At 74.1% G+C, this 1,263-nt stretch carries 1 pseudogene; it reads left to right on the forward strand.

Annotation, left to right across the window (positions count from 1 at the left end):
* A pseudogene (locus tag AC1DYP_RS24770) lies at positions 1-1,263 on the forward strand (hypothetical protein); the annotation flags it as partial.

Raw genomic sequence — 1,263 nt, forward strand, 5'->3', positions numbered from 1 at the left:
GACGGCTTCCTGGCGGTCGACCGCAACGGCGACGGGGCGATCAACACGCTGTCGGAAATCTCGTTCGTGCAGGACAAGCCGGGCGCGACCAGCGACCTGGARGGCCTGCGCACCTGGGACACCAACGCCGACGGGGTGCTGGACAAGGCCGACAAGGACTTCGGCAAGATCCTGCTGTTCGTCGACGCCAACCAGAACGGCCGCTCGACCAGCAAGGAGCTGCGCACCCTGGAAGAGGCCGGGATCAAGGCCATCAACCTGGGCGGGGCCGCCACCGGCTACACCCGCGAGATGACCACCGACAGCTTCGTGCAGAACACCATCAGCTTCGTGTGGGCCGACGGACGCACGGGCGAGGGCTACGACGTGGCCCTGGCGCGCCGGGTGCTGGGSTCCGARGGCCTCTATGCCGGCGAGTACCAGGCCGAGTGGGGCGCGCGCGACGAGGACGGGACGCTGGGCCAACTGGTCAACGACCCCAAGGCCGCGGCCAAGGCCTCGCGGATCAAGGCCAAGAARGGSCTGCTGGACAAGCTCGGGGCSAGCTACGCCGAGGTCAAGGCCGCCGCCCAGGTGGACTTCTCCGACCACGACAAGGTCGACGCGGCGATCGCCAAGCGCTGGAAGAAGATGGACGCCTCGCAGCGGGCGGCGTGGCTGTCGGGCCAGGCCAGCGGCATGGAGGGCCAGCAGAACCTGGCCGGGCTGAAGGCGATCTCGTCGGGCCAGGCGCTGAACAACGCCCTGACGCGCGGGGCCCAGGCCGGGGCGGACCTGGTCGCCCAGGGCCTGGCCCAGGCCGGGGCGGGGGTGTCGGCCGGCGGGCCGGGGGCCAACGCCGCCGGCGGTCCGGCGGCGGCCAACGGCCTGGGCGTGGACTTCGGCGCCGGCGGTCTTGGCGGCTTCGGCGGCGTGGCGGCCAGCGAGCCGCTCGACGGCGTGGTTTCGACCGGGCCCATGGTCGGTTCGACGATCGGCCAGGACCAGGCCTGGTGGCGCGGCGAGACCGGCGGCGGCCTGGCCGGGGCCGGATCCCTGGCCGCCCTGCTGGCGGCCATGGACCAGGGCGCGGGCGGCTCGGCGCCGTCCGGCCTGGGCCCGGCGAGCGACGACTCGGCCCTGCTGCAGCAGATGCTGCTGCGCCAGGCCATGGCCGGGTTCGGCGGCCAGGCCGGCGGCTCGGCGGCGATCTGGAACCGCGACGCGGCCCAGGCCTCGGCCGTCCTCGGCGCCGCCGACCAGACCGCCACGTCCCCCACCCGC

This window comes from Caulobacter sp. P1_D6, assembly GCF_056406095.1.